The sequence below is a fragment of the Variovorax sp. Root434 genome (assembly GCF_001426595.1).
GTDB lineage: Bacteria > Pseudomonadota > Gammaproteobacteria > Burkholderiales > Burkholderiaceae_C > Variovorax.
This window is the reverse complement of sequence record NZ_LMEK01000022.1, coordinates 77836-97826: the sequence shown is the minus strand read 5'-3', so window position 1 is coordinate 97826 and position 19991 is coordinate 77836. Positions and strand designations below refer to the sequence as shown.

General features: G+C 69.7%; 20 protein-coding genes. 14 read left to right on the top strand and 6 right to left on the bottom strand.

Annotated features, from left to right (window positions below):
- The first annotated feature begins 3 nt into the window (after positions 1–3).
- From ASD05_RS17960 to ASD05_RS17950, 3 genes are all read left to right on the top strand, one after another.
- On the top strand, positions 4–723 hold the full coding sequence (locus tag ASD05_RS17960; protein ID WP_056595168.1) for a response regulator transcription factor: 720 nt from the start codon (positions 4–6) through the stop codon (positions 721–723).
- Positions 720–2555: an ATP-binding protein gene (locus ASD05_RS17955; RefSeq protein ID WP_413749616.1), complete on the top strand. Its 1836-nt coding sequence runs from the start codon at positions 720–722 to the stop codon at positions 2553–2555. The genes ASD05_RS17960 and ASD05_RS17955 overlap by 4 nt, the downstream gene beginning before the upstream one ends.
- A 169-nt stretch (positions 2556–2724) precedes the next feature.
- Positions 2725–3783 carry a hypothetical protein gene (locus ASD05_RS17950; RefSeq protein ID WP_056595167.1) on the top strand — a complete coding sequence of 353 codons (1059 nt, stop codon included), beginning with the start codon at positions 2725–2727 and terminating at the stop codon, positions 3781–3783.
- An 87-nt stretch (positions 3784–3870) separates the two neighbouring features.
- Here ASD05_RS17950 and ftsY read toward each other — a convergent pair whose 3' ends face one another.
- Complete coding sequence (gene ftsY, locus ASD05_RS17945; RefSeq protein ID WP_056595165.1) at positions 3871–5076, bottom strand: signal recognition particle-docking protein FtsY; 1206 nt, start codon at positions 5074–5076, stop codon at positions 3871–3873.
- Positions 5077–5105: 29 nt separating this feature from the next.
- On the opposite strand from ftsY, the gene ASD05_RS17940 reads away from it, so the two are divergent.
- Together ASD05_RS17940 and ASD05_RS17935 are read left to right on the top strand one after the other, a co-directional pair.
- The gene (locus ASD05_RS17940; RefSeq protein WP_056595163.1) at positions 5106–6545 is read left to right on the top strand and encodes a M16 family metallopeptidase; all 1440 of its coding nucleotides are present in this window, start codon (positions 5106–5108) and stop codon (positions 6543–6545) included.
- An 18-nt stretch (positions 6546–6563) separates the two neighbouring features.
- Entirely contained in the window at positions 6564–7934 is a 1371-nt protein-coding gene (locus ASD05_RS17935) for a M16 family metallopeptidase (protein ID WP_056595161.1), read from the top strand.
- Between the two features lie 16 nt (positions 7935–7950).
- Here the strand turns inward: ASD05_RS17935 and ASD05_RS17930 are convergent, their stop codons facing one another.
- Positions 7951–8865, bottom strand: a complete 915-nt coding sequence (locus ASD05_RS17930) for a LysR family transcriptional regulator ArgP (RefSeq protein ID WP_056595159.1) — start codon at positions 8863–8865, stop codon at positions 7951–7953.
- Between the two features lie 75 nt (positions 8866–8940).
- On the opposite strand from ASD05_RS17930, the gene ASD05_RS17925 reads away from it, so the two are divergent.
- Genes ASD05_RS17925 through pcp form a run of 7 tightly spaced genes read left to right on the top strand, consistent with a single transcriptional unit; the run spans position 8941 to position 13936 of the window.
- On the top strand, positions 8941–9576 hold the full coding sequence (locus ASD05_RS17925) for a LysE/ArgO family amino acid transporter (protein ID WP_056595157.1): 636 nt from the start codon (positions 8941–8943) through the stop codon (positions 9574–9576).
- A 34-nt stretch (positions 9577–9610) separates the two neighbouring features.
- Positions 9611–10264, top strand: coding sequence for an RsmD family RNA methyltransferase (locus ASD05_RS17920; RefSeq protein ID WP_056595155.1), 654 nt, complete (start codon positions 9611–9613; stop codon positions 10262–10264).
- Between the two features lie 43 nt (positions 10265–10307).
- The gene (gene coaD / locus ASD05_RS17915) at positions 10308–10811 is read left to right on the top strand and encodes a pantetheine-phosphate adenylyltransferase (protein ID WP_007836315.1); all 504 of its coding nucleotides are present in this window, start codon (positions 10308–10310) and stop codon (positions 10809–10811) included.
- Positions 10812–10817: 6 nt separating this feature from the next.
- A complete protein-coding gene (pxpB, locus tag ASD05_RS17910) occupies positions 10818–11480 on the top strand; it encodes a 5-oxoprolinase subunit PxpB (protein WP_235508025.1) in 663 nt (220 codons plus the stop codon).
- Positions 11477–12475 (top strand): biotin-dependent carboxyltransferase family protein, encoded by a 999-nt coding sequence (locus ASD05_RS17905; RefSeq protein ID WP_056595152.1) that lies wholly within the window; start codon positions 11477–11479, stop codon positions 12473–12475. The genes pxpB and ASD05_RS17905 overlap by 4 nt, the downstream gene beginning before the upstream one ends.
- A gap of 35 nt (positions 12476–12510) precedes the next feature.
- Entirely contained in the window at positions 12511–13251 is a 741-nt protein-coding gene (gene pxpA / locus ASD05_RS17900) for a 5-oxoprolinase subunit PxpA (protein ID WP_056595150.1), read from the top strand.
- A gap of 25 nt (positions 13252–13276) precedes the next feature.
- A complete protein-coding gene (gene pcp / locus ASD05_RS17895) occupies positions 13277–13936 on the top strand; it encodes a pyroglutamyl-peptidase I (RefSeq protein ID WP_056595148.1) in 660 nt (219 codons plus the stop codon).
- A 14-nt stretch (positions 13937–13950) separates the two neighbouring features.
- Here the strand turns inward: pcp and ASD05_RS17890 are convergent, their stop codons facing one another.
- On the bottom strand, positions 13951–14661 hold the full coding sequence (locus ASD05_RS17890) for an alpha/beta fold hydrolase (protein WP_056595146.1): 711 nt from the start codon (positions 14659–14661) through the stop codon (positions 13951–13953).
- 41 nt (positions 14662–14702) lie between these two features.
- Between ASD05_RS17890 and ASD05_RS17885 the strand changes: the two genes are divergently transcribed.
- Positions 14703–15404, top strand: coding sequence for a histidine phosphatase family protein (locus ASD05_RS17885; protein ID WP_056595145.1), 702 nt, complete (start codon positions 14703–14705; stop codon positions 15402–15404).
- A 16-nt stretch (positions 15405–15420) separates the two neighbouring features.
- On the opposite strand, the gene ASD05_RS17880 is transcribed toward ASD05_RS17885, so the two are convergent.
- The 3 genes from ASD05_RS17880 to ASD05_RS17870 form a co-directional block, all read right to left on the bottom strand.
- Positions 15421–17016, bottom strand: a complete 1596-nt coding sequence (locus ASD05_RS17880; RefSeq protein WP_056595845.1) for an N-acyl-D-amino-acid deacylase family protein — start codon at positions 17014–17016, stop codon at positions 15421–15423.
- A gap of 149 nt (positions 17017–17165) precedes the next feature.
- Positions 17166–18542: a tetratricopeptide repeat protein gene (locus tag ASD05_RS17875; RefSeq protein WP_056595143.1), complete on the bottom strand. Its 1377-nt coding sequence runs from the start codon at positions 18540–18542 to the stop codon at positions 17166–17168.
- Between the two features lie 43 nt (positions 18543–18585).
- Complete coding sequence (locus ASD05_RS17870) at positions 18586–18984, bottom strand: tautomerase family protein (RefSeq protein WP_056595140.1); 399 nt, start codon at positions 18982–18984, stop codon at positions 18586–18588.
- A gap of 112 nt (positions 18985–19096) precedes the next feature.
- Between ASD05_RS17870 and ASD05_RS17865 the strand changes: the two genes are divergently transcribed.
- Entirely contained in the window at positions 19097–19957 is an 861-nt protein-coding gene (locus ASD05_RS17865; RefSeq protein WP_056595139.1) for a LysR family transcriptional regulator, read from the top strand.
- Positions 19958–19991: the final 34 nt, after the last annotated feature.

Sequence of the window (19991 nt, the reverse complement as noted above, 5' to 3'; positions counted from 1 at the left end):
CACGTGCCGTCCTTCGACTCTCCATCCGCATCTCTGTCACCGGCCGCGGAGGCTGGCGCCTCCACCCGCGCACCCGGGGCGATCCTTGTCGTGGACGACCACGACTTGCTGCGTCTGGGCGTCTGCGCGCTGGTCCAGGCGCAGGCTGCCTCGTCCGGCGCGAGCATCGAAGTCTTCGAGGCTGCCAACGCCGCCGATGCGATCGCGCTGTACGAAACCCACCAGGCCTCCATCGGCCTGGTGCTGCTCGATCTGGCGTTGCCCGACACGCACGGCCTGAGCGGACTGGCGGAGTTCCGCCGGCGCTTTCCGGCCGCGCGCATCGTGGTGCTCTCCGGCACCGGCAGCAGCACGCTGGCGCAGGGCGTGCTCGCGCTGGGCGCCGCCGCTTTCCTGCCGAAGTCGGCCGACCTGAAGGAAGTGGTGAGCTTCATCCGCGCCTGTGGCCTGCTCGATCCAGCTTCGCCCGACGCGGCGGAACTGCCGCCCCCGGCAATGCCCAAATCGCTCGCCGGTTATGCGGAATTCGCGCACGCCAGCGCTTGGCGGGAGCTCACGCCGCGGCAGATGCAGGTGCTGCAATGGGTGCTCGAAGGCAAGGCCAACAAGGAAATCGCACAGCTCGCAAACCTGAGCGAGGGCACGGTGAAGAACCATGTCTCGACCATCCTGCTGCTGTTCGGCATGCGTTCCCGCGCCCAGTTGATCAGCACCCTGCATTGAGCGTGCAGTCCGTCGCGCCGAACGACCCGCCCGCCGATCAGGCGCTCGCCCAGCGCGTGCTGCGCGAGCACGTCGCCTCGGTCTACGACACCTACCGCACTTCGACGCTGACCCACATGGCCTTCGTGGTGGTGTTCGGCGCCATCATCTATTCGCAGCTGAAGAACCCGAACCTGCTGTTCTGGCTGGCCGGTCTGCTGATGGCCGACGTCTATGTCTTCTTCACGCCGCGATGGAACCCCTCGCGCCCCGCGCGCGAAAGCGCGTACTGGGCGCGCAAGATTTCGCGCATGGTCACGCTCGTCAGCATGATCACGGCGGTGGTGCCCTGGCTCATCGTTCCGTACGACAACCTGCCGATGACCTCGCTGCTGATGGCCGTCGTCGTGGGCAGTTGCTCTCGCGCCGCACAGTCGCTGTGGCCGCTGAAGGCCGCGCTGTTCGGCTACACGCTGCCCATGTCGCTGGGCCTGCTCACGGCGCTGGCGTGGCAGGGCGACGGCCTGCATCTTTTTCTGGCTGCGGCCGGCGCGGCCTACCTGCTGCTGACGCTGCGCGCGGGCATCGGCCAGCACAAGCTCCTGACCGAATCGCTCATGCTGCGCTTCGAGAACGAGGCGCTGGCCGCGCGGCTCGGCGAGCAGATCGCCGCGACCGAGCGCGCGAGCGAAGAAAAAACGCGCTTTCTCGGCGCCGCCAGCCATGACCTGCGCCAGCCGCTGCACGCCATCGCCCTGTTCGGCGCCGCACTCGAGAACGAATTGCGCGGCCGCCCCGAAAGCCGCAACGCCGAGCGCCTGATGCGCGCGGTGAACGCGCTGGGTGCTTCGCTCGACACCATGCTCGACGTCTCGCGCCTCGACGCCGGCGTGATCACGCCCGTGCCGCAGCCGGTGCAGCTCGACGCGCTGTTCCTGCCCCTCAATCACACCTTTGCGGCCCGGGCCGAACAGAAGCAGCTGCAGCTGCGCGTGCGCGCCAGCGGCCTGTGGGTGCACAGCGACCCGCAGCTGCTGCACCGCATGCTGTCGAACCTGATGGACAACGCGCTCAAGTACACCGCACGGGGCGGCGTGACCGTCACGGCCCGCGAGCGCGGCGACGCGGTGTGGATCGAGGTGCGCGACAGCGGCATCGGCATCGCGCCCGAGCAGTCCGGCCGGATCTTCGAGGAGTTCTACCAGATCAACAATCCGGGCCGCGACCGCTCGCGGGGGCTCGGCATCGGGCTGTCGATCGTGCAGCGGCTGTCGCTGCTGCTCCGGCATCCGGTGCAGATGCGTTCGCGGCTGGGGCGGGGCACGCACTTTCGCGTGGTGGTGCCGGCCGTGAGTGCGGCGGAGCGCGCGCTGGCAGGGGTGCAGGCACCGGCCGCCATGGCCGGAGCGACCACCGAGAAGCGCAGCAGCCCCGCGCCGGTCCTGCCCAGCCGCGTGCTGCTGCTGGACGACGAACTCGAAATCCGCGAAGCCATGACCGGCCTGCTGCGTTCCCATGCCATCGACGCCCATGCCGTGGCGGACGAGGCTGGCGCTGCCGCCGCCCTGCAGCAGGCGATCGGCGCGGGCTGTCCCTTCGATCTCCTGCTGTGCGACTACCGACTGGCCGACGGTGCCGATGGGCTCGACGCGGGCCTGCGATTGAGCCAGGGGCAGGGCGGCAGCGCCGGAGTGCCGCTGCTGCTGATCACCGGAGAAACCTCGCCCGATCGGCTGCAGCGCGTGCGCGAATCGAAGGTGCCGGTCTTGTTCAAGCCGGTGGTCGCAGCATCGCTGCTCCAGGCCATGGCGGAACTCGTCATGGCGAAGCAGGCGCGGCGCCCCGACGCCTGAATCCATCGCCATGCACTGAGGCCGCTTCGCGCACCTGACTCGCGAATGCAATGACTTTCGGCACTGGCGAGAGTCAACGTCTCGCCCTACCTTCGATGGAGTCCCCTTGCGGCATGCCAATCCAGGCCGCAGCGGTGCAATTCGAACAATCGACAGCGGAGGTTCTTCAATGAAATTCAAACGAGCGGCGGTCGCGCTTGCAGTGGCGGGCGCACTTGCCCTGGTCGCATGTGGGGGTGGTGGTGGAGGCGGTGGAGGCGGCGGCGGAATCCCGCTGCTGCCCGGTGACGGCGGCACGCCACCCCCGCCGCCGCCAGCGCCACCGGCACCACCACCACCACCACCCGCGCCGCCAACGCCGCCAGCGCCGGCTCCCGTGCCGGCCACGCGCACCTTCATGTACGAGGCGCTGCCGTTGGCAGGCGACCGCGGGGCATTCGCCGCCAACCTCAATGCGCAGGGCGCACGCGGTTTCCGCTTCCTGAGCGGCTTCGCCTTCACGACCAGCCCAACCACCGCCGAACAGGTCGAGGGCTACGTGCGCGACGCCGACACCACCTACAGCTTCGAGCTGCATCCGATCACAGCGAACAACGCCGCCTTCCTGGCCCAGGCCAACGAGGTCGGCGGGCGCGGTTTTCAGTGGGTTGGTGCGTACATCATCAACGGCGACCAGTTCTACATCTATCGGAAGAACAACGGCGCGCCGGGCGTCTTCAGCTACCGGATCGAGCCGCTGTCGGCGAACAAGGCGGGGTTCCTGGCCCAGGCCAACGGGCAGGGCGCGGAGGGCTTCTACAACGTGGCGCCCGCGTTCCTCGTAGGCGATCCCAGTGTCGTGTCGATCTACGAGAGGAATGCGGCCGCCGGCGCCACCTATGCCTACGAGATCGCCGACATCGCCGGCAGCGACACCGCCTACCTGGACCAGCTCAACGAGCGCGGTGGGCGCGGCTTCCGCTCTCGCACCGAGTACCTGTTCGGCGATGGCGGCGGCGTGATCTACGCAAAGGACTTGTCCCAGTCGGCCACCTTCAGCTTCTACACGCTGGAACCCCAACCCGGCAGCACGGCCTTCATCCAGCAGGCCAACACCGAAGGCGCCAAGGGCAGCGGGCTGGTCGGCGGCATCGGGCTGCCCAGCGGCGCGATCAAGACGCTCTATTTCACGCCGCTCAATTGCGCAACCGGCTCGCTGTGCGTGCCGGTGTCGCTGTTCGGCCTCTGAAGCTCCAGCAGCCGGTCAGGGAGCAAGGGAGAGAAAAAGTAGAAAGCGAAAGCGGCCCCGGCGCAAGCAGGGGCCGCTTTTTCCTTTCTATCCGAGCAGCGCCTGCGCGAATTCGCGGGCGTTGAAGGTCTCGAGGTCTTCGAGCTTCTCGCCCACGCCGATGAAATAGACCGGAATCGGCCTCTCGCGCGCAATGGCGCACAGCACACCGCCCTTGGCGGTGCCGTCGAGCTTGGTCACGACGAGGCCGGTCAGGCCCAGCGTCTCGTTGAAGGCCTTGACCTGTGCGAGCGCGTTCTGCCCGGTGTTGCCGTCGATCACCAGCAGCACCTCGTGCGGCGCCGTGGCGTCGGCCTTGGTGACGACGCGCTTTATCTTCTTGAGTTCGTCCATCAGGTGCAGCTGCGTCGGCAGCCGGCCGGCCGTGTCGACCAGCACCACGTCCTTGCCGCGCGCCTTGCCGGCGTTCACAGCGTCGAAGCTCACGGCCGACGGGTCGCCGCCCTCGTTGCTCACGATCTCGACCGTGTTGCGGTCGGCCCAGACCAGCAGCTGCTCGCGCGCCGCCGCCCTGAACGTGTCGGCCGCGGCCAGCAGCACCGAGGCGCCTTCGTCGGCCAGGTGCTTGGTGAGTTTGCCGATGGAGGTGGTCTTGCCCGCGCCGTTGACACCGGCCACCATGATGACGGTGGGCGTGAACCGGCCGATGACCAGTGGTTTCTCGAGCGGACGGAGCAGGTCGGCGATGGCCTCGGCCAGCAGCACCTTGACCTGCGCCGCGTCGGTGGCCATCTGGCGCTTGACGCGGCCGCGCAGGTCGTCGAGCAGGTACTCGGTCGCCTTCACGCCGGTGTCGGCCATCAGCAGGGCGGACTCAAGCTCTTCGTACAGCGCGTCGTCGATCTGAGCATTGACGAACACCGCCTGGATGCCGGTGCCGGTCTTGCGCAGGCCGGTCTTGAGCTTGTCGAACCAGCCCTTGCGCTCGGTGGCGACGGCGGCTTCGATTGCTGGTGCTGGTGCTGGTGCTGGTGCAGGAGTCGGCGCGGGCGCGGGGACTGGTACGGGCGCCGCCACGACCGGCGGTGCGGCAATGGGCGCAGGCACCGGGGACGGCACGGGTGGCGTTGCAGGCGGGGGCGCAGGCGCTTCTTCAGCCGCCGGCTTCGAACCGAACCAGCTCGAAGGCGAGAACACGGAGCGTGCCGGGGCGGGCTCCGGCGCGGCCGACGGGTTGGCCGCCGGCGTATCGGGGGTCTCGGCAGGCGGTTTTTTCTTGAAGAAACTGAACATCGGGAGCTTTTTACAATCCGACCCATTCTATGAAACACCTCCCGCTACGCCGTGCTGCGTCTGGTGCGGTGCTGGCGATGGCGCTTCTGGCGCCATGGGCCATGCCTGCGCAGGCCCAGACCGATTCGACTTCCGCCGCCGCAGCCGCGGCGCCCGGCCCCCAGCAATTCACGCTTGCCAACGGCATGACACTGATCGTCCAGCCCGACCGGCGCTCGCCCACGGCGGTGCAGATGGTCTGGGTCCGCGTGGGCTCGATGGACGAGGTCGACGGCACCTCGGGCGTGGCACATGCGCTCGAACACATGATGTTCAAGGGCACCAAGGACATCAAGCCCGGCGAGTTCTCGCGCCGCGTGGCGGCCCTCGGTGGCCAGGAAAACGCCTTCACCACCCGCGACTACACCGGCTACTACCAGCAGATCCCGGTCGGCAGCCTCGAGCAGGTGATGAAGCTGGAATCGGACCGCTTCGCCAACAACCAGTGGCCCGACGACGAGTTCAAGCGAGAGATCGAGGTCGTCAAGGAAGAGCGCCGCCTGCGCACCGAAGACCAGCCGCGCGCGCTGCTCGGCGAGCAGCAGAACGCCGCCGTCTTCACCGCCTCGCCCTACCACCGCCCCGTGGTCGGCTGGATGAGCGACCTCGACGCCATGACGCCCGAGGACGCACGCGCCTTCCTCAAGCGCTGGTACGTGCCCGCCAACGCCGTGCTCGTGGTGGCCGGCGATGTCGACGTGGCCCAGGTGCGCGCCATGGCCGAGAAGTACTACGGCCGCATCGCCTCGCGCGCCGTGCCCGTGCGCAAGCCGCGCACCGAGCCGGCGCAGCGCGGCATCCGCCGTGTCGAATTGAAGGCGCCGGCCGAGCAGGCGTACGTGTCGCTGGCCTTCCGCATACCGCAGCTCGCCAACATCGACGACGCGAACAGCGACGCCTGGGCGCTGGTGGTGCTGTCGGCCGTGCTCGACGGCTACGCCGGCGCCCGGCTCGACCGCGCGCTGACGCAAGGCCCCGACCGCGTCGCCGATTCGGCGGGTGCCTATTCGGGATTCATCGGCCGCGGCCCGCAGCTCTTCATGCTCGACGGCGTGCCGGCCGCCGGGAAAAGCGCCGAGGCGGTCGAAGCCGCATTGCGCGCACAGGTCGCGCGCGTCGCCAGGGACGGTGTGGGTGAAACCGAGCTTGCCCGCGTCAAGACCCAGTGGGTGGCGAGCGAGACCTACAAGCGCGACTCGGTGATGGCCCAGGCGCGCGAACTCGGCAGCAACTGGATCCAGGGCCTGCCGCTCGACGCCAGCGAGCGCATCGTCGCCCGGCTGCAATCCGTCACGGCCGCCCAGGTGCAGGCGGTGGCCGCCAAGTATTTCGGCGACGACCAGCTCACGGTCGCCACGCTGCGCCCCCTGCCGCCCGAGGCCAAGCCGCGTGGCCGTGGCTTCGCGGCGCCCGTAGGCGAAATGCGCTGAAAGACAGGTCCCGATTCCATGAAAACTCTCAAGAAGATCGCGCAATGCGCCCTGTTCGCAGGCGCGGCCCTCGTGGGCATCACCAGCGCGCAGGCCGCGCTGCCCATCCAGCAATGGACGCTGGCCAACGGCGCGAAGATCTACCTCGTGTCGACCAACGCGCTGCCGATCGTCGACGTGCAGGTCGACTTCGACGCCGGCAGCCGCCGCGACCCCGCGGCGCAGGCCGGCCTGGCCAGCGCCACCGCGACCATGGTGGAGAAGGGCGTGCAGGCCGGCAAGGGCGGCGAGCCGGCGCTCGACCAGAACGCCCTCGGCGAAGCCTGGGCCGATCTGGGCGCCAGTTTCGACGTGAGCGCGGGCACCGACCGCACCAGCTACTCGCTGCGCACGCTGTCCGATCCCGCGCTGCTGAACAAGGCGGTCGCGCTGGCGTCGCGCGAGATCGGCGAATCTGCCTTTCCGGACGACGTTTGGCAGCGCGAACGCGAACGCATCAACGCGGCCATCAAGGAAGCCAACACCAAGCCCGCGACCATCGCGGGCCGCGCCTTTGCGCACGCGGTGTACGGCGTGCACCCCTACGGCCAGGAAGTGACGGAAGAGACGCTCGCGCGCATCGACATCGCCGCCATGCGCCAGCGTTACCAGCAGCTCATCGTGCCGTGCCGCGCCAAGCTCAGCATCGTGGGCGCCGTCACGCGCGTCGAAGCCGAGACGCTGGCGACCACGCTGCTGTCGCGGCTCCCGGCGTCGGAGTCCTGCACACCGCTGCCGCCCATTGCGCCGGTGGCCGCGCTGGCGGCGCCGAAGGACGAGCGCATTCCCTTCGACTCGGCCCAGGCCCACGTCTTCGTCGGCCAGCCCGGCTATCCGCGCAAGGACCCGGACCACTTCGCCCTCACGCTCGGCAACTACGTGCTCGGTGGCGGCGGTTTCGTCTCGCGCCTGATGAACGAGGTGCGCGAGAAGCGCGGCCTGACCTACAGCATCTACAGCGGCTTCGCGCCGGGGCTCGATGCGGGCGCCTTTCGCGTCGGCTTCCAGACCCGGCCCGACCAGGCCGAAGAGGCGGTGAAGGTGTCGCGCGAAGTGCTCGCCAGGTTCGTGGCCGAGGGCCCGACCGCCAGCGAGCTCAAGGCCGCGAAGGACAACCTGATCGGCGGTTTTCCGCTGCTGCTGGACAGCAACCGCAAGCTCATCGGCAACGTTGCCAACATCGCCTGGCACGACCTCCCGCTGGACTATCTCGACACCTGGACCGCGCGCATGAACGCGGTCACGGCGGCCGACGTGAAGGCGGCCTTCCAGCGCAAGCTGCAGCCCGAGCGCATGGTGACGGTGGTGGTGGGCGGCAAGGACGCCAAGACCGCCAAGGCGCAGCCGTAGCCGTAGCCGTAGCCGGTCAAGCCAGGGCGTGCGGGCCACGGCGGGCGGCTGCGCGCACCGCCGCTCCCAGCCTTTCGAGCAGCCGCGGCGCTGCGCGCGCCTGCTGCCAGTAGAGCGGCACCGGCAGCGTCGAGCCGGGCACCAGCTCCACCAGTTTCCCTTCGCGAATGGCATCGGCCACCATGCTGGCCGGATGCATGCCCCAGCCCATGCCCGCGCACGCCGCCTCGACGAAGGCATTGGGCGAGGGAATCCAGTGGCGCGGCGTCTCCACGTTGCGGTGGCAGATGCGGCGCACCCAGCGTGCCTGCAGCCTGTCCTTGCGGTCGAACACCAGGCTCGGGGCGCTCGCCAGCGTGCGGGCGCCCACGCCCTTGGCGAAATGCTCGCGAACGAACGCGGGGCTGGCCGCCGCCACGTAGTGCATCGTGCCCAGCGCCTCGCTGTTGCAGCCCGCCACGGGCTGGGCCAGCGCGGTGACCGCCGCGAGCACCGCGCCGCTGCGCAGCCGTTCGGCCGTGTGGTCCTGGTCGTCCACCGTGAGGTCGAGCAGCGCGGCCGGCTCCTGCGCGGCGAAGGCCGCGGCAGCCGCCATGAACCAGGTCGCAAGGCTGTCGGCGTTGACGGCCACCCGCACCGTGACGCGCTCGCCGCCCGCCTTGTCGCCGGCCGTGCCGAGGGCAGGCAGGGCATCGCGCAGCTCGTGCTCCAGCATACCCACGCGCTCGACATGCCGGCACAGTTGCAGCCCGGCCTGCGTTGCGACGCAGGGCTGGCCGCGCACCAGCAGCGCACCGCCGGTGCGTTCCTCCAGCTGCTTGATGCGTTGCGACACCGCCGAGGGCGTGACGTGCAGCGCGCGGGCGGCGCGTTCGAAGCTGCCCTCGCGCACGACGGCGGCAAGGGCGTTCAGGGCGGCGTAGTCGAGCATGGTGATGAAGAGAAACTGAATTGGCGTTAGAAAATTTAGTTTGAGTTAACTGGCGTCCAGCGGCAAGCTCGAAGCATGCAAGCCGTCCACGCCACCACCGCCTTCGTCAACGGGCTCTTCATGAGCCTGGTCCTCATCGTCGCCATCGGCGCGCAGAACGCCTATGTGCTGCGCCAGGGTTTGCGCCGCGAGCACGTGGGCGCGGTGGTGCTGTTCTGCGCGGCCAGCGACGCGGTGCTGATCGGCGCGGGGGTGGCCGGCATGGCGCAGGCGCTGCAAGGGCGGCCGATGCTGGCCACGGTGCTCGCGGGGCTCGGCGCGGCGTTTCTTTGCGGCTACGGATTGAAGGCGCTCTGGCGTTCGCGCCGGTCCGCCGCGCTGCAGGCCACGGCGGGGGGCGTTTCGCTGTCGCGCGCGGCCGTGGTGGCGCAGGCGGCCGGCTTCACGCTGCTGAACCCGCATGTCTATCTCGACACAGTGCTGCTCGTGGGCAGCGCGGGGGCGCAGTACGCGGGGCTGCTCAAGCTGTGGTTCGTGGCGGGGGCGGCCACGGCAAGCGCGTTGTGGTTCACCTCGCTGGGCTTCGGCGCAAGGCTGCTCGCGCCGCTGTTCGCACGCCCGCGCGCCTGGCGGATGCTCGACGCACTCGTGGGCGGAACCATGCTCGTGCTGGCGGCCATGCTGGCGCGGCGCGCACTGGCTGGAGTCTGAGAAGATGCCCGGACGGCGGCGTTAAGCTCGCCGCATGCCCCAGAAAGCCGCCCCCGCCAAACGTCCTTCCGCACCTGCTGCACCCAAGCGTCCGTCGCGGCCCAGCGAAGTGCGCATCATCGGCGGCGAATGGAAGCGCACCCGCCTCGCCGTGGCCGACAAGCCCGGCTTGCGCCCCACGCCCGACCGCGTGCGCGAAACGCTGTTCAACTGGCTCGCAAGCCTGGCCGGCGCCGGTGGCGGCGAACTGCCCGGCTGGCAGTGCGTCGACGCCTTCGCGGGCACCGGCGCGCTCGGTTTCGAGGCCGCCTCGCGCGGCGCCGCGAACGTGCTGCTGTGCGAGCAGGACGCCGCACTGGCCGCCCAGTTGCAGGCCACGAAGACCAAGCTGGCCGCCGAGGCCGTGCGCATCGAGCGCGGCAACGGGGTGACCGCGCTCGAACGGGTGGCGGCCGGCAGCCTCGATGCCGTGTTCCTCGATCCGCCGTTCGACAGCACGGCGCTCTACGAGCCGGCCCTGCGCGCCGCCGCGCGTTCGCTGCGTGCCGGCGGCTCGGTGTACCTCGAAGCGCCGCGTCGCTGGAGCGATGAAGAACTTGCCGCCTTCGGCCTTGTCGGTTTTCGTTACCTCAAGGCCGGCGCCGTTCACGCCCATCTGCTGCAGCGCGCGGCGGATAGGACTGCATAATCCGCCGAACAAGCCGCACCGGCAGCATGAGGAAGAAGCAACCATGGCCAGCAACGTGATCGCGGTTTACCCCGGCACTTTCGACCCCATCACCCTCGGTCACGAGGACGTGGTGCGGCGCGCAACCCAGCTCTTCTCCAAGGTGATCGTCGCCGTCGCCGCGGGCCACCACAAGAAGGCGCTGTTCACGCTCTCCGAACGCATGGACATGGCCCGCGATGCCGTGAAGCCCTACAGCGACCAGGTCACCGTCGAGAGCTTCTCGGGCCTGCTGCGCGACTTCGTCGTGGCGCGCGGCGGCAAGGCCATGGTGCGCGGCCTGCGCGCCGTGACCGACTTCGACTACGAGTTCCAGCTCGCGGGCATGAACCGCTCGCTGATGCCCGACGTCGAGACCGTGTTCCTGACGCCCAGCGACAAGTACCAGTTCATCTCCAGCACCTTCGTGCGCGAAATCGCCATGCTCGGCGGTGAAGTCCACAAGTTCGTCTCTCCGAATGTGGGGCAGCAACTGGCGGCCAAGGTCCGCAGCCTCGGCCGTGAATAGGCCGCGATGAGCGGCACCCCTGTGCCCCGGCTGCACCTGCTGGGCGATGCAGCGCTGCTGTGCGAGCTGCCCGCGCCGGCCACGCTGGTGCAGCAGCAGCGCATCTGGGCGCTGGCCCGGCAGGCGCAGCAATGGCCGGGCGTCGGCGAAACGCTGCCGGGCATGAACAACCTCACGCTCACATTCGACCCGACGGTGATCGATCTCGACACGCTCACCTCGCAGGTCCTCGAAGCCTGGCCCAGGTTGCCGAGCGGTGCCGTTGAAGGCCGGCTGGTCGAGATCCCGGTGGCCTACGGCGGCGAGCACGGGCCGGACCTTGCCGACGTCGCGGCTCACACCGGCCTCACGCCGGCCGAGGTGGTGCGGCGGCACAGCGGCGCCGAGTACGTCGTCTACCTGCTGGGCTTCCTGCCGGGCTTTGCCTTCATGGGGGGCTTGCCGCCCGAACTGGCCACGCCGCGCCGGGCCGAGCCGCGCACCGCCGTGCCCGCGCGCTCGGTCGGCATCGGCGGTGAGCAGACCGGCATCTATCCGCTGGTGTCGCCGGGCGGCTGGCAGCTGATCGGCCGCACCCCGCTGGAGCTGTTCGATCCGGCGGCTGCACCGCCCACCTTGCTGCGCCCCGGCGACCGCGTGCGCTTCGTTGCAGAAAGCGTGCAGGCATGATCGCCGTACGCAAGCCCGGCGTGCTCGCCTCGGTGCAGGACCTGGGCCGGCACGGCCATCGTCAGCTCGGCATCTGCCCGGGTGGCGCGCTCGACATGCTGTCGCTCACGCTGGCCAACCGGCTCGTCGGCAATGCCGACGGCGCGGCGGGCCTCGAACTCACGATGGGCGGCTGCGAGCTGCAGTTCGAAGCCGCCACGCGCATCGCCCTCACCGGCGACGGCTTCGGCGCCAGCCTCGACGGCGTGCCGCTGTGGCCCTGCTGGAGCGTGCCGGTCGCGGCCGGCCAGACGCTCAGGCTCGCCGGCGCCAACGCGCCCGGTGTGAAGAAGGCCGGCCTGCGCAGCTGGCTCGCGGTGGCGGGCGGCATCGATGTGCCCCCGGTCCTCGGCTCGCGCAGCACCGACCTCAAGGCCGGCTTCGGCGGCCTCGAAGGCCGCGCGCTGCGCAAGGGCGACCGACTCCCGACGGGAGCCTCCTCTCTCGATGCTGCACAGCGCGAACGCCGTGCCTTCGGCCTGCGCGGTCCCGACTGGGGCCCCGACGAAGACGACGGCGCCATCGTCCTGCGCGTGCTGCCCGGCCCCGAGTTCGAGTTGTTCACGTCGGCCGCGCGCGGGCTGCTGTGGGGCGAGCGCTGGCGCATCACGCTGCAGAGCAACCGCATGGGCAGCCGGCTCGCAGGCGCCGAACTCAAGCGCAAACACAGCGGCGACATGCTCTCGTCGGGTGTGATTCCCGGCACGATCCAGGTGCCGCCCTCGGGCCAGCCGATCATCCTGATGGGCGACGCGCAGACCACGGGCGGCTATCCGCGTATCGGCGTGGTCATCCGCGCCGACCTCTGGAAGCTCGCGCAGGCGCCGCTCAACGGCCAGCTGCGCCTCGTGCAGGTCGACCAGCCGAAGGCGCTGGCTGCATGGGCCGCGCAGCAGCGCTACCTGTCGCAGGTGGCACAGGGGCTGGCCGCTGCAGGCTGGCCGAGCGCGACATAGACTTCGCGGGAAATCGCGAAAAGAGGAAGCCCACCATGCAAATCGACCTCAATGCCGACCTCGGCGAAGGCGCAGGCAACGACGAAGCACTGCTCGCGCTCGTGAGTTCCGCCAACATCGCCTGCGGCTGGCACGCGGGCGACGCGAAGACCATGCAGCAGTGCGTGCGCTGGGCGATGCGCAACGGCGTGGCCATCGGCGCGCATCCCAGCTTCCCCGACCGCGAGAACTTCGGCCGCAGCACCATGCACCTGCCACCCGACGAGATCGTGGCCAACGTGCTCTACCAGGTGGGCGCGCTGGCGGCCATCGTGAAGGCCGAGGGCGGCAGGCTCTCGCATGTGAAGGCCCACGGCCAGCTCTACAACCAGGCCGTGAAGGAGCCCGAGCTCGCCGAGGCGCTGTGCGAGGCCGTGCGCCGCTTCGATCCATCCCTCAGGTTCTTCGGCCTCGCGGGCAGCAACATGATCGACGCGGCCCGCCGCGCCGGTCTCGTGCCCGTGGAAGAAGTGTTCGCCGACCGCGGCTACATGCCCGACGGCAGCCTCGTGCCGCGCAGCCAGCCCGGCGCGCTGATCGAAAGCGAGGAGCAGTCGATCGCGCAGACGCTCTCGCTGGTGCGCGACCGCCGGGTGACCGCCATCGACGGCAGCGTCGTGCCCGTCAATGCGCAAACCGTGTGCCTGCATGGCGACGGCGCGCACGCGCTGGCCTTTGCGCGCCGCATCCGCGAACGGCTGGAGCAGGAAGGCATCGCCGTCCGGGCGCTGGCCTGACGGCCGCGGACGCGAGCATCAGGCCGTGGCAAAGCCCGTCGATGTCCTGCTGACCGGTTTCGATCCGTTCGAGCGGGAAGCCATCAACCCCTCGTGGGAAGCCGTGCGCGCGCTCGACGGCTGGAAGATCGGCCGCGCGACGGTGCATGCGCGCCAGATGCCCTGCGTGTTCGGCGAGGCCATCGACGCACTCGCCAGCGCGATGGACGAGCTCCAGCCGCAGCTGGTGCTGTGCATCGGCCAGGCCGGTGGGCGCGCGGAGGTCACGCCGGAGCGCGTCGCCATCAACGTCGACGATGCCCGCGTGGCCGACAACAAGGGCCGCGAACCCGTCGACATGCCCGTGGTGCCCGGGGGGCCTGCGGCGTACTTCTCGACGCTGCCGATCAAGGCCATGGTGCGCGAATTGCGCGCGGCCGGCGTACCGGCCTCGGTGTCGAACAGCGCCGGCACCTTCGTCTGCAACCACATCTTCTACGGCCTGATGCACCGCATCGCAATGCACCCGGTGCCGGGGCTGCGAGGCGGCTTCATCCACATTCCGTACCTGCCCGAGCAGGCGGCGCGCTTTCCGGGGGCGCCGAGCATGTCGCTGGAAACGATGATCGCGGCCCTGCGCGTCGCCGTGGGCACCGCGCTCGCGGTGAAGCGCGACATCGCCGAAACCGGCGGCCAGCTGCACTGAACCGCCGAGGCGGCTCAGGTGCCCGGGAAATGCTTCGCCAACCAGCCGTTGAGCGCGGCGTTGACGAACTCGGGCTTTTCCATCGTCAGCATGTGGCCGCAGTCGGGCACCCACGCAACTTGTGCCTGCGGCAGCAGCGCCGCCATCTCGCGCGTGCATTCGGGCGGTGCGAGCCGGTCGTCGTCGCCGCACACCAGCAGCACCGGCACGCGCAGAGATGCAAGATGCAGCCGCGCATCGGCCCGGCGCATCACCGCGCGGTTCTGGCTGATGAGCTGCTGCGCGCCCGCGCCGAGCACGATGTCGAGATAGCGCTGCACCAGCACCTGGTCGGCCGCCTGCGCGGGGTGGAAGGCGAAGTAGACGTTCGGCTCGATCACGTCGCGCACCTCGCCGCGCTCGAAGTATTCGATGGCGCCCGCGCGCAGCCTGGACATGTCGGGCGTCTCGGGCCGCGCGCTGGTGCCGAGCAGCGCGAGCCCCGCGATGCGTCCGGGCGCCTGGCGAGCAGCTTCCATGGCGACCATGCCGCCCATCGAGGCGCCGCACAGCACCAGCGGGCCGTCGTTGTCGCGCAGCACGGCGGCGGCCATGCCCTCGATGGTGTCGTGGTGCCGCTGGGCATCGCTCACGCGGGCGCCGAAGGCAGGGGGGAGTGCGGACAACTGGGCCTCCCAGATGCGCTCGTCGCAGGCGAGGCCGGGCAGCAGGATGAGATTGGGCATGGAGAGAGATTCTGCGCGAATGCGGTGGAAAATGGACGCCGATGCCAACGCCCAAGCCCGACACCACCACCGACCTGATCCTCATCCGCCATGGCGAAACCGCCTGGAATCGCGAACTGCGCTTCCAGGGGCACGCGGATGTCCCGCTCAACGACATTGGCCATGAACAGGCGCGCCGCATCGGCCTGCGGCTGGCCGGCGAGAGCGCGGTGCAGCACATCATCAGCAGCGACCTGATGCGCGCGCAGCAGACGGCCGCGCCCGCCGCGTCGCAGCTGTCGCTGCCGGTGGTGACTTCGGCGGGACTGCGCGAGCAGTTCTTCGGCGTGGTCGAAGGCATGCGCTCCGACGAAATCCAGAGCCTGCATCCGCGTGCCTGGGAAGAATGGCTGGAGTTCCGCGAGGACCACGCCATGCCCGAGGGCGAGACGGCGCGCGAATTCCACACGCGCATCATCGCGGCGCTGGGCGGCATCGCCGCCGCGCACAGGGGACAGCACCTGATCGTCGTCACGCATGGCGGCGTGCTCGACATGGTGTGGCGCACCGCCAGGGGCCTGAGCCTGAGCGGGCCGCGCCGCAGCGACATTCCCAACGCGGGCTTCAACCGCATCCGCATCGCCGATCCGGCCGAGCCCGAGGCGATCGAGATCGTGGAATGGGCCGACACGCGGCACCTGGCCGACCTGCCGGCGCAGCCGACCTACGACCAGACGCGGCACCTGAAAGACAAGAAAGACTGAGGCCGGGCAAGCGGCCTCAGCCGCAGCTGCCCGCCTTCGGCGTGCGCAGCAACGGCAGCCCAGCGCCAACGCCCGTGGGCTTGCCGCCGTCGACCGCGAGCTGGCCGTTTACCAGCACCGTGCTCACGCCTTCCGACAGCAGCGTAGGCTGCGTGTAGGTGGCCTTCGCCACATAGCGCGCCGGGTCGAACACCACCACGTCCGCGTAGTAGCCCGGGCGCAGGTGCCCGCGCTGCTTCAGCCCCAGCGTGTCGGCCGTGAGCGACGAGCTGCTGCGGATGAACTGCGCCAGCGAGATCGTGTGCTCCTTCACCACGTACTGGTCGTACTTGCGCGCGAAGGTGCCGTAGGCGCGCGGATGGCCGAGCGACGAGTCGGACGAGGTCATGACCCACGGCCGCTTCATGAAGGCGCGCACGTCGTCGTCGCTCTGGTTGAACGAGGCGATCATCAGGTCGCCGTCGCGCAGCACCGCGATGGCGGCATCCACCGGATCGGCGTTCGACGCCTTGGCCACGTCGGCCAGCGTCTTGCCCACGTACTTCGTGCTGCCGGCCGAGAACAGGATGGTCTCGGGGCCGCCGCGCAGCCGCAGGTTCTCGCGCATGTCCTTGCGCAGCCGCTCCTGCTGAGAGGCGTCGTCGAAGCGCTGCAGCGTTGCCGCGCGGCCGCCTTCGTTGGCCCAGGGCGGCAGCAGCGCGGCCGAGAAGCGCGTGCTCGACGCAGTCCACGGATAGTGGTCAGCCGTGATGTCCAGCCCGCCCGCGCGTTCCTTCTCGATGCGTTTGATGATGTCGCCGCTCTGGCCCTGCACGTCGACGCCCAGCGCCTTGATGTGCGCCACGTGCACCGGCAGCTTCGCCTCGTGGCCGATGCGGATCACCTCGTCGATGGAGCCCTTGAGGCCGATGTTGTACATGGACTCGTCGCGGATGTGGCTGTCGTACAGGCCGCCGTGCCGCGCCGCCACCTTCGCGAGCTCGATGACCTCCTCGGTCTTCGAGAAGTTCTGCGGCGTGTAGAAGAGCCCCGTCGAAAGGCCCAGCGCGCCCTCGCACATGCCCTGACTCACGTGCTTCTTCATCGCTTCGAGCTGTTCGGCGGTGGGCGCGCGGTTGGCCTCGCCCAGCTCGCTCATGCGCACGGGGCCGAAGCCCACGTACATGGCCACGTTGGTGCCCACCGGCGCGGCGCGCAGCTTCTGCGTCTGCGCGGCGATGTCGAAGCCGCCGAAGCCGTCGTTGCCGATCACCGCGGTGGTCACGCCCTGCGTGATGAACGGGATGTTGAGGCGCTTCTTCGGGTCGTTCGAGTGCAGGTCGGCATCCGCGTGCGTGTGGGCGTCGACGAAGCCCGGCGCCACCACCATGCCCGTGGCGTCGATGACGCGCTTGGCGGTGAACTGCGCCGGCGCCGCCTTGCCCGCGAACACGATGCGGTCGCCCGCGATGCCGACGTCGCCCACCACCGGCGTGTCGGAGTCGCCCGTGTAGACGGTGCCGCCGCGCAGCAGCAGGTCGAGCGCGACGGGCGTTTCGTCGGCGGCGTGCAGGGTGGGTGCGAAGGGGGCGAGGGCCGAGAGAACGGCCAGCGTGACGAGAGACTTGCGCATGGGCATTGGGACCTTGATGAGGCCTTGAAGGCTTCTTGTCGATAGGGAGCGGCCAGTTTAGGAGCCGCCTCCACGCCATCGCCAATTCCTTTTGCACCGTGCCCCATGACCTGAAGGCATGGGCTGCCGGGCCGTGCTCGCAGGAGCGCTCAGGCGTGCGTCATAAGCTGCCCGAGGCCTAGGCGCTCATACACCGCCGCCGTCTGCCGGCGCAGGCGCAGCGACTCGGGCTGGCCGTTGAGCTGCTGCTGCAGGATGCCCTGGGCTGCGGACAGCGAAGCCTCAGTGCCGCTGCGCATCAGCGCGTCGAGATACAGCTGCTCGAACAGATCGCGCTGCGCGTGGCTGCCGCCGATCTCGATCATGCGCGGCAGGGCCGTGCCCAGCCCTTCGATGGCCGCCGCGAGATCGCCGCGCGCGTGCGCCACCAGCCCGTGCGCGGCCGGCACGCAGACGCGCTGCCATGCCGCTCGAGTCGATGCCGGCGCATGCGGCGCGAAGGCCACGATGTTGCGCAGCAGGACTTCGGCCTCGGGTCGGCCGGCGCGCGCCAGACCGTAGAGGTACTGCAGATCGAGAAAGGGCAGCACGTGGTCGGCCTGGCGCTGCAGCAGGTAGCCGGCCACGTCGTCCCAGCGCCTGCCCACGTCGATGCCCGCGAGCTCGAGCCGCGCGAGCAGCGAGACGGCGCCGATCTGGTCCTGCGAGTAGTCCTTGACCACGCCCCAGGCGTGCTCGTCGTACACCGCGAGCGCATCGGCATCGCGGCCCAGGTCGATGAGGAACAGCGCCACGTGCCACCAGTTGTGCGTGACCATGAAAGAGTTGAGGCCGATCCAGGTGTCGCTCACGCCCTGCATGAACGCCAGCCCCTCGGCGAGCCGGCCTTCGGTGAGCATCACGTGCGCCAGCGCGTGGTGCGCCCACGGCTCCTTGCGGCACATGGCGATGGCGCGGCGCGCGCTCGCCTCGGCCTCGCGCATCAGGTGGCACTGCTCGTAGCCGAAGGCCGCCATGCCGTGTACGTAGGGCACGTCGGCTGCATGCGGCAGCACCGCCAGCGCGAGCTTCAGCATGCCGGGGCAGTCGCCGGTGTTGAAGCAGTGGTACTGGCCGAGCTTGACCGACACCAGGTCGCGCGGATGTTCGCGGGCCTGCTCGACGTGCAGCGCGATGGCGCGGGCGATGTCGCCTTTGGCCCATGCCTCGACGGCCGCGATGTAGCGCTGCTCGCGCGGCGTTGCGTGCCTGGCGCTGACGCGGGCCTTGGCAAGGAACGGCCGCGCGTTGGCAGCTGCCTCGCGCGATTCGGCGAACAGGTGCAGCGTGGCGCAGTAGGCCTGCACGATGGGGCTCGCGTCGGTGTCGGCTGCCGCGAGCAGGTTGACGGCGCGTGCCTCGCTGGAGATGAAGCCCATGACGAAATCGTCGACCAGCGGCAGGCTGGCGGCCTCGTCGAGGGTGAGAGCATTGCCGAGGCTGTCGGCGAAGTGCAGGGCGTTGTTCGTGGGGGTTCCGGAGGGCATGGTGCATGGTGCCATGCCCTCCGGGATGCTTCAACGACGGGCTCTAGACACCGGCCTGCTGGTGCCGGTACTCCTGCGTCTTGCCGCCGTAGCCGTAAGCTGCGCCGCGCGCGTCGATCACGTGGATGTACGACACCTCGTGCAGGTCCGGCCGGATCTTCGCCATGGCCGCGTGCACCTCGCGCAGGTAGCGCGCCTTCTCGGCCTTGGTGTTGGTCTCGTCGGTGATGCTGATGTCGAGATGGAAGGCTGACTTTCCCTGCGAGGCCAGAGACTGGCCGCCGATGAACCATGCGTCGGCGGCGATGTACTGCACGGTGATGGCGATCACCGGCAGCTGCTTGCCGAGCACGCTCTGGGTGAGTTCGGCGACGGCGTCGACGGTCTTGCGGGTGAGGGCGGCGTCGGGTTGGCCGGAGAGGTGGACGACGATGTGGGGCATGGCGGACTCCTTGGATGAATGGGTTGTCGATGGGGTGATTGTGGGATTCCTCTGGTCATCGGAAAAGCGGGAAGATATGATGAGTTCCATCGGATAAGCGGATGGATTGACCATGCAGGGATTCGACCTGGAGCAACTGCGCACGCTGGCCGCCGTCGTCGACGCTGGCAGCCTTACAGCGGCCGCGCCGCGCGTCTTCCTCTCGCAGTCGTCGGTGAGCGAGCAGATCCGCAAGCTGGAAGAGCGGGCAGGGCAGTCGCTGCTCACGCGCAGCAAGGCAGGCGTTGCGCCCACCGAGGCGGGTGTGCGGCTGCTGGGCTATGCGCGGCGCATCCTCGCGTTGAGCGACGAGGCATTTCGCGACCTGCATGGCGAGACGCTGCAGGGCGAGCTGCGCCTCGCGGTCACCGACTACTTCCGCCCCGGCGACCTGACGCGGCTGCTGGGGCGGCTCGGCGAGAGCTATCCGCAGGTGCGGCTGCACGTCAGCATCCTGAAGAGCGATGCGCTGCGGGCAGCCTATGCGCACGGCGATTTCGACGTGGGCCTTGCGATGAACATCGCGGGGGCTTCCACGCCGGAGGCCCGGGGCGCGGTGCTGCGGCGCGAATCGCTGGTGTGGCTCGGCGCGGAGGGCATGCGGCTCGCGCGCGGGGAGCCGGTGCGGCTGCTGGCCCTGCCGGACACCTGCTCGCTGCATCAGTTCACCGTGGCGCTGCTGCGGCGCCGGCGCGTGCCCTATGCGCTCGCGCACGTCGCGTCGGGTGTCGCGGGCCTGCAATCCGCGCTGGCCGCGGGGCTGGGCGTTGCCTGCCTCAACGAGTCCTCGATCAGCGACGGTGTGACGCGGCTGGCGGCACCGCATGGCCTGCCGGCCCTGCCGCGTGTCGCTTTCCAGCTTCTGGCGGGGCGCAAAGGGGAAACCGCGTTCGTGACCCGGGCGAGGGAGATGCTGGCGACCCACCTGATGTGAAGAATCTCTCCAGGGGTGGCGCGGGATTTGCGTC

What these genes read in the sequence shown, in the direction of transcription:
- ASD05_RS17950 (WP_056595167.1), top strand. Translation starts at nt 2,725, where the DNA reads ATGAAATTCAAACGAGCGGCGGTCGCGCTTGCAGTGGCGGGCGCACTT.
- ftsY (WP_056595165.1), bottom strand. Translation starts at nt 5,076, where the DNA reads ATGTTCAGTTTCTTCAAGAAAAAACCGCCTGCCGAGACCCCCGATACG.
- ASD05_RS17940 (WP_056595163.1), top strand. Translation starts at nt 5,106, where the DNA reads ATGAAACACCTCCCGCTACGCCGTGCTGCGTCTGGTGCGGTGCTGGCG.
- ASD05_RS17935 (WP_056595161.1), top strand. Translation starts at nt 6,564, where the DNA reads ATGAAAACTCTCAAGAAGATCGCGCAATGCGCCCTGTTCGCAGGCGCG.
- ASD05_RS17930 (WP_056595159.1), bottom strand. Translation starts at nt 8,865, where the DNA reads ATGCTCGACTACGCCGCCCTGAACGCCCTTGCCGCCGTCGTGCGCGAG.
- ASD05_RS17925 (WP_056595157.1), top strand. Translation starts at nt 8,941, where the DNA reads ATGCAAGCCGTCCACGCCACCACCGCCTTCGTCAACGGGCTCTTCATG.
- ASD05_RS17920 (WP_056595155.1), top strand. Translation starts at nt 9,611, where the DNA reads ATGCCCCAGAAAGCCGCCCCCGCCAAACGTCCTTCCGCACCTGCTGCA.
- coaD (WP_007836315.1), top strand. Translation starts at nt 10,308, where the DNA reads ATGGCCAGCAACGTGATCGCGGTTTACCCCGGCACTTTCGACCCCATC.
- pxpB (WP_235508025.1), top strand. Translation starts at nt 10,818, where the DNA reads ATGAGCGGCACCCCTGTGCCCCGGCTGCACCTGCTGGGCGATGCAGCG.
- ASD05_RS17905 (WP_056595152.1), top strand. Translation starts at nt 11,477, where the DNA reads ATGATCGCCGTACGCAAGCCCGGCGTGCTCGCCTCGGTGCAGGACCTG.
- pxpA (WP_056595150.1), top strand. Translation starts at nt 12,511, where the DNA reads ATGCAAATCGACCTCAATGCCGACCTCGGCGAAGGCGCAGGCAACGAC.
- ASD05_RS17890 (WP_056595146.1), bottom strand. Translation starts at nt 14,661, where the DNA reads ATGCCCAATCTCATCCTGCTGCCCGGCCTCGCCTGCGACGAGCGCATC.
- ASD05_RS17885 (WP_056595145.1), top strand. Translation starts at nt 14,703, where the DNA reads ATGCCAACGCCCAAGCCCGACACCACCACCGACCTGATCCTCATCCGC.
- ASD05_RS17880 (WP_056595845.1), bottom strand. Translation starts at nt 17,016, where the DNA reads ATGCGCAAGTCTCTCGTCACGCTGGCCGTTCTCTCGGCCCTCGCCCCC.
- ASD05_RS17875 (WP_056595143.1), bottom strand. Translation starts at nt 18,542, where the DNA reads ATGCCCTCCGGAACCCCCACGAACAACGCCCTGCACTTCGCCGACAGC.
- ASD05_RS17870 (WP_056595140.1), bottom strand. Translation starts at nt 18,984, where the DNA reads ATGCCCCACATCGTCGTCCACCTCTCCGGCCAACCCGACGCCGCCCTC.
- ASD05_RS17865 (WP_056595139.1), top strand. Translation starts at nt 19,097, where the DNA reads ATGCAGGGATTCGACCTGGAGCAACTGCGCACGCTGGCCGCCGTCGTC.